The organism is Xenorhabdus sp. NBAII XenSa04 (assembly GCF_963866145.1).
GTDB classification, from domain to species: domain Bacteria; phylum Pseudomonadota; class Gammaproteobacteria; order Enterobacterales; family Enterobacteriaceae; genus Xenorhabdus; species Xenorhabdus indica.
The window spans coordinates 1-207 of record NZ_CAWMEB010000416.1; the positions used below are offsets into that span (position 1 = coordinate 1).

The window sequence follows — 207 nt, forward strand, 5'->3', positions numbered from 1 at the left end:
AAAAGGTTACAAAAGCGAATAAAGGTCATGGAGAAAGGTGTAGAACTGGATGTTTACTTCAACAATTTAGCGTGCAATGAATGTCCAATCCGATCTCAATGCACAACATCAAAGAAAAATCCCCGTCGCATAAGACGATGGATACATGAATCGATTATTGATGACATGCAAAAAAGGTTGGACGAGGATCCGGAATTCCCGGTGATA

1 protein-coding gene is annotated in these 207 nt (G+C 40.1%); it reads left to right on the forward strand.

Annotation, left to right across the window (positions count from 1 at the left end; genetic code table 11):
• Positions 1 to 27: 27 nt before the first annotated feature.
• Positions 28 to 207 (forward strand): transposase (locus AAC147_RS16225; protein ID WP_231571452.1); only part of this gene is annotated, 180 nt, incomplete at its 3' end.